The 9,194-nt window shown below is 73.7% G+C and carries 4 protein-coding genes; all 4 read left to right on the forward strand.

Annotated features, from left to right (window positions below; translation table 11 throughout):
* Position 1: 1 nt before the first annotated feature.
* Positions 2-1,285, forward strand: a complete 1,284-nt coding sequence (locus AB8A24_RS32260; RefSeq protein ID WP_369478286.1) for a MupA/Atu3671 family FMN-dependent luciferase-like monooxygenase — start codon at positions 2-4, stop codon at positions 1,283-1,285.
* Positions 1,282-5,379, forward strand: coding sequence for an amino acid adenylation domain-containing protein (locus tag AB8A24_RS32265; RefSeq protein WP_369478287.1), 4,098 nt, complete (start codon positions 1,282-1,284; stop codon positions 5,377-5,379). Before AB8A24_RS32260 ends, AB8A24_RS32265 begins: the two co-directional genes overlap by 4 nt.
* The gene (locus AB8A24_RS32270; protein WP_328962272.1) at positions 5,372-6,640 is read left to right on the forward strand and encodes an MFS transporter; all 1,269 of its coding nucleotides are present in this window, start codon (positions 5,372-5,374) and stop codon (positions 6,638-6,640) included. The genes AB8A24_RS32265 and AB8A24_RS32270 overlap by 8 nt, the downstream gene beginning before the upstream one ends.
* Positions 6,637-9,194 (forward strand): condensation domain-containing protein (locus AB8A24_RS32275; protein ID WP_369478288.1); only part of this gene is annotated, 2,558 nt, incomplete at its 3' end. The genes AB8A24_RS32270 and AB8A24_RS32275, both read left to right, overlap by 4 nt.

Genomic DNA, 9,194 nt, shown 5'->3' on the forward strand with positions numbered 1-9,194 from the left:
CATGGCTGACCAGAAGACGACCGACGACGCCGAGGCGGCGCAGGCCCGCATGCTTCAGGAGCGGCTCGCCTCGCTGAGCCCGGACCAGCGCGAGGTCCTGCTGCGCGCGATGCGCGAGCGCGGCCTCAAGGCGCCCGCCACCGTGGACGCGGGGGAGAAGACCGGCGCCCGGCAGGCCGCCGCGCCGCGCCGCGCCCGGCGCCCCGGCAGCACCATGGAGTTCAGCCTGTTCTTCTTCTCCGGTGACGGCACCGCCGCCGGTCCGGGCAAGTACGACCTGCTCATGGAGAGCGCCCGGATCGCCGACGCCAACGGCTTCGCCGGGATCTGGGTGCCCGAGCGGCACTTCGTGGACTTCGGCGGGCTCTACCCCAACCCGTCGGTCCTGGCCGCGGCCATCGCCGTACAGACGCAGTCGATCCAGATCCGGGCGGGCAGTTGCGTGCTGCCGCTGCACCACCCGGTGCGCGTCGCCGAGGAGTGGGCGGTCGTCGACAACCTGTCCGGCGGGCGGGCCGCGATCTCCGCCGCCTCCGGCTGGCACCCCGACGACTTCCTCCTGGCCCCCGGCGACGGGCAGCAGCGCTACCCGCGCCGCAAGGAGGAGATGTTCGAGGCGATCGAGACGATCCAGCGGCTGTGGGCCGGGGAGAGCGTCGAACTGCCCCGGGCCGACGGCTCGCTGCAGTCGGTACGCACCCTGCCGCGCCCGATCCAGGCCGAGCTCCCGGTGTGGGTGTCGGCGCAGGGCAGCCCCGAGACGTTCGTCAAGGCCGGTGAGGCCGGCGCGTACCTGCTGACCGGTCTCGTCGCCCAGCGGCCCGCCGACCTCAAGGACAAGATCGCCGCCTACCGCGAGGCGCTCGTCGGGGCCGGGCACGACCCGTCCCGCGCCAAGGTCACCGCGATGGTGCACACGTTCCTGGACTCCGACGACGAGAGCGCCCGGGAGATCGTGCGGGAGCCGCTGACCGGCTACCTCAAGACCTTCCTCGCGCAGCAGGACAGCTTCGGCAGCGAGTACTCCAAGCTCTCCGAGGCCGAGCGCGACGTGATGCTGAACGCCACCTTCGAGCGGTACTTCGACACGCTCGCGCTGCTCGGCACGCCCGACAAGTGCGAGTCCCTGATCGAGGACCTGGTCGACATCGGTGTGGACGAGGTGGCCTGCCTGGTCGACTTCGGCCTCGCACCGGGCCAGGTCGTCAAGGGCCTGGAACACCTCACCGAACTCAAGAACCGGTACCGGGCCGCCGAGGCCTCCGCCGAAGGAGACCAGTCGTGACCGAACTCGCCAACCGGCTGGCCGGCCTCACCCCCGCCCAGCGGGCCCTCCTCGACAAGAAGATGCGCGAGCGCGCCGGGACGCCCGCGACGGCCGGCCCCATCCCCCGCCGCACGGGCGGCGACCGGATTCCGCTCACCGTGGACCAGGAGCGCATCTGGCTCATCCACCAGTTCGACGCCGAAGACCCCCTCTACAACGTGTACTTCGCCTCGAAGCTGCGCGGCGAGCTGGACCGGGACGCGCTCCAGCGCGCCACCGACGCCTTCGTGCAGCGCCACGAGGCCCTGCGCACCACCTTCGAGCAGGACGGCCACGCCCCCGTCCAGGTCGTGCACCCGGCCATGGAGGTGCCGGTCCGCCACGTCGACCTGCGCTCCGTACCGCAGGAGCGGCGCGAGGCGGAGCTGATGCGCCTGGCCACCGAGGAGATGCGCGCCCCCTTCGACCTGGTCGAGGGACCGCTGCTGCGCATCGCGATGCTGCGGGTCGCCGACGACCGGCACGTGCTCGTCGGCACGGTCGACCACCTGGTCTGGGACCGCGGCTCGATGGGCATCTTCAACGCCGAGTTCGCCGAGTTCTACACGGCGTTCGCGACGGGCCGCGAGCCGCAGCTGCCGCCCGTCGAGGTGCACTACGCGGACTACTCCGAGTGGCAGCCGCAGTGGCTGCGCGAGGAGGTCCGGCACAAGCACCTGCCGTACTGGAAGAAGCAGCTCGAAGGCGCCGAACTGGTCCTGGAGCTGCCCACCGACCGGCCGCGCCCGCCGGTCATGACCTCCAACGGCGCCCGCTACCAGTTCCCGCTCACCCCGGAGCTGACCCAGGCGATCCGCGACCTCGCCAAGCGCGAGGACGTCACGATCAACATCGTGCTGCTCGCCGCCTGGAAGACGCTGCTGCACCGGCTCACCGGCCAGCAGGACGTGGTCGTCGGCACCACCTCGTCCACCCGCGGCAGGCCCGAGACCGAGCCGATGATCGGCTACTTCCTCACGATGCTGCCGCTGCGCACCACGGTCTCGCCCGCGATGACGGTGCGCGAGCTGCTCCAGGCGACCCGCTCCACCATGCTGGGCGCCTTCGACCACTTCGACATCCCGTTCGGCACCCTGCTGGACGAGCTCGACATCCCCCGCGACCCCAGTCGGACGCCGATCTACCAGGCCTCCTTCATCCTGGTGGACTTCGTCCACGAGGACCCGCCGCCGATGGCCGGGCTGCGCGTCGAGGAGCTGATGCTCGACAACGCCACCGCCAAGGACGACGTGTTCCTCGGGTTCCTCGACGACCCGCAGCTCGCCGCCGACCACCTGCACGGCCTGTTCGAGTACAACACCGACCTGTTCGACGAGAGCACGATGGCGCGGATGGCCCGCCAGGTCGTGCGGCTCCTGGAGCAGATGACCGAGGACGCCGGAAGCACCGTCGAGGACCTGTCCCTGGTCGACGCCGACGAGGCGCACACCCTGCTCGTCGAGTGGAACAGCACCGAGGCCGAGCGCGAGCCCGGCCTCGGCCTGGACGAACTCGTACGCCGCCAGGCCGCCGCCACCCCCGACGCGGTCGCCGTCTCCTGCGGCGACGAGCGCCTGACGTACGGCGAACTCCTGGACCGTTCCGGCCGGCTGGCATCCCACCTGCAGGCGCGGGGCGTCGCCCCCGAGACCGTCGTCGGCGTCTGCCTGGACCGCTCGGTGGACCTCGTCGTCGCCCTGCTCGGCGTGATCATGTCGGGCGGCGCCTACCTGCCGCTCGACGCCGCCTACCCGGCGCAGCGCCTGGCCGACATGACCGGCGACGCCGGCACCGGCTTCCTGCTCACCCGCGAGGGTCTGCTCGGCGCGCTCGCCGACTGCCCCGGCGAGCGGATCCGCCTGGACACCGACGCGCAGGCGATCGCCGCCGCGCCCGCCGTCCCGGCGAAGCCCGCCTCCGGTGAGGACCGCCTCGCGTACGTCATCTTCACCTCGGGTTCCACCGGCCGCCCCAAGGGCGTCGAGGTGACCCACCGCAACCTGGTCAACCTGCTGCTGGCGATGGCCCGGGAGACCGCGCTCGCCCCCGGCGACACGCTCGCCGCCGTCACCCCCGTCACCTTCGACATCGCGGGCCTGGAGCTGTACGCCCCGCTGATCAGTGGCGCCCGGGTGCACGTCGTCACCAAGGAGCAGGCCGTCGACGGCCTGCGGCTCGCCGAGCTGCTCGCCGAGACCGGTGCCACCGTCATGCAGGCCACCCCGGCCACCTGGCACCTGCTGGTGGAGGCGGGCTGGCGCAACGACGGCTCGCTGCGCGTCCTGGTCGGCGGCGAGGCCCTGCCGCCCGCCCTGGCCGAGCAGTTGGTCCGCGAGCCCGGCCGCACCTGGAACGTGTACGGCCCCACCGAGACCACCATCTGGTCCACGTGCCGGCGCCTGGACAGCGGCAGCGAGCAGATCTCCATCGGCCGGCCGCTCGACAACACCCAGGTGTACGTCCTGGACGACCGGTTCGCGCCGGTCCCCGTCGGCATGCCCGGTGACCTGTACCTGGGCGGCACCGGTGTCGCCCGCGGCTACCGCGGCCGGCCCGGCCTGACCGCGGAGCGGTTCGTGCCCGACCCGTTCGGCGCCCGCCCCGGCGCCCGCCTCTACTTCACCGGTGACAAGGCGCGGCTGCGCGAGGACGGCACGCTCGTCTTCCTCGGTCGCGACGACGGCCAGGTCAAGCTGCGCGGCTTCCGCATCGAGCTGGGCGAGATCGAGGCCCGGCTGGAGGAGCACCCGGCGGTGCGCCGCGCGGTCGCCCTGGTCCGCGAGGACCGCCCCGGCGACAAGCGGCTCACCGGCTACGTCGAGTCCGCCGACGAGGCGCTCGGCGCCGAGGAGCTGCGCGAGCACCTGCGCGGCTTCCTGCCCGACTACATGGTCCCCGCCGCGATCGTCCGCCTGGAGACCTTCCCCCTGAACACCAGCGGGAAGATCGACCGCCGGGCGCTGCCCGCCCCCGCCGTCGAGCGCGACGCGGCGAGCTACGTGCCGCCGCGCGACGCGGTCGAGCTGGAGGTCGCGCACATCTGGGAGGAGGTCCTCGGGGTCTCCCCGATCGGCCTGCACGACCGGTTCTTCGACCTGGGCGGCCATTCGCTGCTCGTGCTGCGCCTGATGGCGGAGATCGAGAAGCGGTTCGGCCGGCAGCTCCCGATGGCGGCGATCTTCCGGGGAGCCACCGTCGAGCGGTTCGCCCGGATGCTGCGCGAGGGCTACCAGGACGAGACCGGGGTGCACCTGGTCGAGCTCGGCTCCGGCGACGGCACCGGCTCCCCGGTGTTCTTCGCCCACCCGGCCGGCAGCGAGGTCGTCTGTTACATGCCGTTCGCGGCGCTCGTCGAGCCCGCCGGGCGCCCGCTGTACGCCCTGGCCTCGCCGCCGCCCGTCGACGGCGAGCTGCCGTTCACCGGCTTCGGTGACCGCGCCGCCCAGTACGCCGCGCTGATCCGTGAGACCCAGCCCGAGGGCCCGTACACGGTGGCCGGTTGGTGCTACGGCGGGGCCAACGCCTTCGCCGTCGCGGGGGAGCTGGAGAAGAGCGGCGCCGAGGTGTCGGTGGTCATGATGGACGCGCACGCGCCCGCCATCGTGCCGGCCGGTTCCGAGCCGGACCCGGCCGAGATCGTCGAGGCGATCGCCGCCAACCTGCAGTGGGACTACGGGCAGCGCCTCAAGCCGCTCGCCGAACTCCAGGCCATGGACGAGGACGCGCACCTCGACTACCTGCTCGGCATCGCCCGCGACTGCGACTACCTGCCGCCGGACGCCGGCCGTGAGCAGATCCGCGACATCTACGAGCTGTGGGTCGCCAACCTGCGCCTGGTGTGGAACTTCCGGCCCGACCCCGTCAAGGGCAAGGTCACGCTGATCCGCGCCGACGAGGAGGAGTGGGACCTCGCCACCTCCTGGAACGAGCTCACCGGGCAGCACTTCGACGTCCGCACGGTCGGCGGCAACCACTACACGATGATGCGCCACCCCCACATCGAGGGCGTCGCCGACGTCCTCAACCAGGTACTGAACGGCGCTGCCGGGAACGGTGAGGGCGACCATGCTTGAGCTGCTGAAGGACCGGACCTACATCCGGTACTGGCTGGCCGTCGTCGCCTCCTTCCTCGGTGACGCCATCACCAAGATCACCCTGATCTACGTGGTGGCCACCGAGACCGACGACCCCGTCCTGTACGTCTCCCTGGTCGTCATCGCGCAGCTGCTGCCCTTCGGCGTGCTCGGCGCGTTCGTGGGTCCGTTGGCCGACCGGCTGCCGGCCCGGCTGCTCATGGTCGGCTCGGACCTGGTCCGCGTCGTCCTGGTGCTCGCGATGATCGTCGTACGGGACTCCCCGCTGCTGCTGCTCGTCCTCATCCTGCTCAGCGGCATCGCCAAGGCCCTCTTCGAGACGGCCCGCATCACCGCGATCCCGCTGATCGTGCGCGGGCACAGCATCCCCACGGCGGTCGCCCTCTTCCAGTCCACCAACCACACCCTCAACCTGGTGGGCCCGGCGCTCGGCGGGCTGCTCATCGCCTTCGGCAGCGTCACCACGGTCTTCGTGCTCGACGCCGTGACGTTCGTGCTCTCGGCGGTGCTGCTGGCCGGCATGGCGGTCCTGCGGGAGGTGCCCGTGCGGGGCGCCGACAGCGGCCGTGAGGGGTACTGGCAGTCGCTGCGCACCGGCATCTCCGGCGTGCTCGCCGTGCCCTCGCTGCGCTTCCTGGCGATCGTCATGGTCCCGGTGATGCTGGTCCTCGGCCTGTTCACCACCAACCTCAACTCCCAGCTCCTGAGCGTCTTCGAGCTGCCGGCCTTCGAGTACGGGCTGGCGCAGGCCGGCTTCGGCGCGGGCTGTGTGATCGGCGCGCTCACCGGTCCGCCGCTGGTGCGCCGGTACTCCGACCGGGGGCTGCTCATCGGGTCGATCGTGCTCTTCGGCGCCTCCCTGCTGCTGCTCGCCCCCACGGGCACCGTGTGGGACGCCACCGACCAGGGCGTCCTCGGTCTGATCGTCGTCCTGCTCTGGTGCGTCCTGGCCGGGCTCGGTTCGGGGCTCTTCCAGGTGCCGGTCGCCAACACGCTGCTCAGCGACCTGCCCGAGGAGCTGCGCGGCCGGGGCGTCGGCCTGCTCAACGCCCTGATGGTCAACTTCACCGTCCTCGGCGTGGTCGTCGGAGGCCTGCTCGCCGGTCTCGTCGGCATCGCCGCGTCCATCGTCGTGGCCGGCGCCGTCCTGATCGTCGCCGCCCTCGTCCTCCTCGTCCCCCGGCTGCGCGGCGGCCGCGGCGGGCGGGCGGGCGCCCCGGAACCGGAGGCCGTCGCATGAGCACGCTTCCCCTGCCCGCCCTTCCCCTGACCCCCGCCCAGCGGCGGCTGTGGGCGCTGGGCCAACTCCGACCCGCCGACCCGTTCTTCAGCATCCCCTTCGCGATCACCATCGAGGGATCGCTCGACGCCGACGCCCTGCGGCGCGCCCTGGACGCCCTCGTCCGGCGGCACGACGCGCTGCGGGTGCGCATCGTGCGGGACCCCGGTGGCGAGCCCGTACAGCAGATCGGGGCGCCCGCACCGGTCGCCCTCGCCCCGGTCGACGTGACACGGGAGGAGGCGGCCGCCCGCGCGGACGCCTTCGCCCGTACCCCCTTCGACCTCGACGGCGGGCCGCTGCTGCGGGCCGAGCTGCTGTGCCTGTCCCCGACGAGCCACCAGCTCCTCGTCGGCGTTCACCACATCGTGTTCGACGGGGCCTCGCTGGACCTGTTCACCACCGAACTCGTCGCCCTCTACGAGGCGTTCGCGGCCGGCCGGGTCGACCCGCTGCCCCGGCCCGCCGTCGGGTACGGGGAGTTCCTCGCCGCGCGCACCGCACAGGACGAGGAGGCCAGGCCCGAACGGCTGGCCTACTGGACGCAGCGCCTGGCCGGCGCCCCCGCACTCCTCGAACTGCCGCTCGCCGGGCCCCGCCGGGCGCGGGCCGGGCACGCCGGGGCCCGGGTGACCACCGTCGTACCCGAGCCGGTCGTGGAGCCCCTGCGCCGGCTGGCCCGCGGCAGGCGCGCCAGCCTGTTCATGGTGCTCAAGGCCGCCGTGGACGTGGTGCTGAGCCAGTACGGCGGCACCGACGTGCTGACCGGCATGGCCGTCTCCGGCCGCGACACCACCGAGAGCGCCGGCGTCATCGGCTACCTCACCCGGCCCGTCGTCCTGCGCGGCGAGCTGGCCGACGACCCGGAGTTCACCGATCTGATCGGCCGGGTCCGCGGGGACCTGCTGGACGCCCTCGACCACCCCGACCTGCTCGTCGACGAGGTCATGGACCGGCTCGGGCTCGCCCGCGACCCGAGCTACCACCCGCTCTACCAGGTCATGTACACGCACGCGCCGGCCGCGCCCGTCCACGAGGCCGCCGGCTCCCGGTTCGGCGCGGCCGAGCTGCGCCTGCCCACCATGAAGACCGACCTGGCGATCGACACCGTGGAGACCGGGGACGGCCTGCTGGCCCTCGCGGACTTCCGCACCGACCTCTTCGACGAGGCCACCGTCCGGCTGCTGCTCGACCGGCTGCGCCTGGTCCTGGAGCGGATCGGCGCGGACCCGACGGCCCGGGTCTCCGCGCTGCTGCGGACCGAGGCCCCGGCGCCCGTGGCCGCGTACGAGGACGACAGCACACTCCACGAGCTGGTCGCCGAGCAGATCGCCCGCACCCCCGACGCGGTCGCCGTGGCCGCCGGGGCGCGCACCTGGACGTACCGCGAACTCGACCGCGCCGCGGACCGGGTGGCGGCGCGCCTGCAGGCGCTCGGCGTCGGCCCCGAGACCCCCGTCGGGGTGTGCGCCCCGAAGTCCTTCGCGCTGGCCGCCGCCCAGCTCGGCGTGGTCCGGGCGGGCGGGACCTGCGTACCGCTCGACCCGGAGCTGCCCGCGTTCCTGCTGCGGCTCGCCGTGGACGACGCGGGGCTGCGGACGGTCCTCGCCGACGCGTACTCCGGCGCGCTGTTCGACCACACCAGGGTCGACGTCCTCGACCCGGAGGACGCCGCCGCCGACGAGGACGGGGCGGCGCCGCAGACCGTACGGGTCACCGCGCGGGGCGCCGCCTGGGTGCTGCGCACGGCCGGTGTCACCGGCGAGCCGCGCGCGGTCGTCGCCGAGCACCGCAACCTGGTGTCCCGACTGCGCTGGGCCCACCGCGAGCTGCCCGCCACCGTCTTCGAGGCCGTCGCCCAGCTGGCGGCCCCGGACTCGCCCGCCGCGTTCCTGGAGCTGTTCGGCCCGCTCACCCGGGGCGGCCGCGCGGTCGTCCCCACCGGCGGCGACGAGGCCACCGTCCTCGCGGCCCCCGCCGAGCTGGCCGGGCTGCTCACCGGCGGCGCGCGGGTCCCCGTACTCACCACGGGCGAGCCGCTGTTCCCCGGCACCCTCGCGGCCGCGGTGGCCACCGGGGCCACGGACGTGCACCAGCTGTACGGCTGCGCCGAGACGGCCGGACCCGCGCTCGCGGGCCCGGCGCGGGCCCCGGAGGGCGAGGACCACGGACCCCTGCCGCTGGGACTGCCGGCCGGCGCCACGGCGTACGTCCTGGACCCGCGCGGCGCGATCGCGGCCACCGGCGCGATCGGTGAGCTGCACATCGGCGGCCCGGCCGTCACCCGCGGCTACCTGGACCGGGGGAGCCGCACCGCCGAACGCTTCCTGCCCGACCCGTTCGGCGGCGAGCCCGGCGCACGCCTGTTCGCCACCGGCGACCTGGCCCGCCGGCTCCCCGACGGGCGGATCGTCTTCGCCGGCCGGGCCGCCGACCACGCCCTGGTGCGGGGCGTCCGCGTGGCCGCCCGCGGGTCCGGCGCCGGCTCCCTCGTCAACCACCTGCTCGGGATCGC

The sequence above is a fragment of the Streptomyces sp. BF23-19 genome (assembly GCF_041106355.1).
Classification (GTDB): Bacteria; Actinomycetota; Actinomycetes; order Streptomycetales; family Streptomycetaceae; genus Streptomyces; species Streptomyces virginiae_A.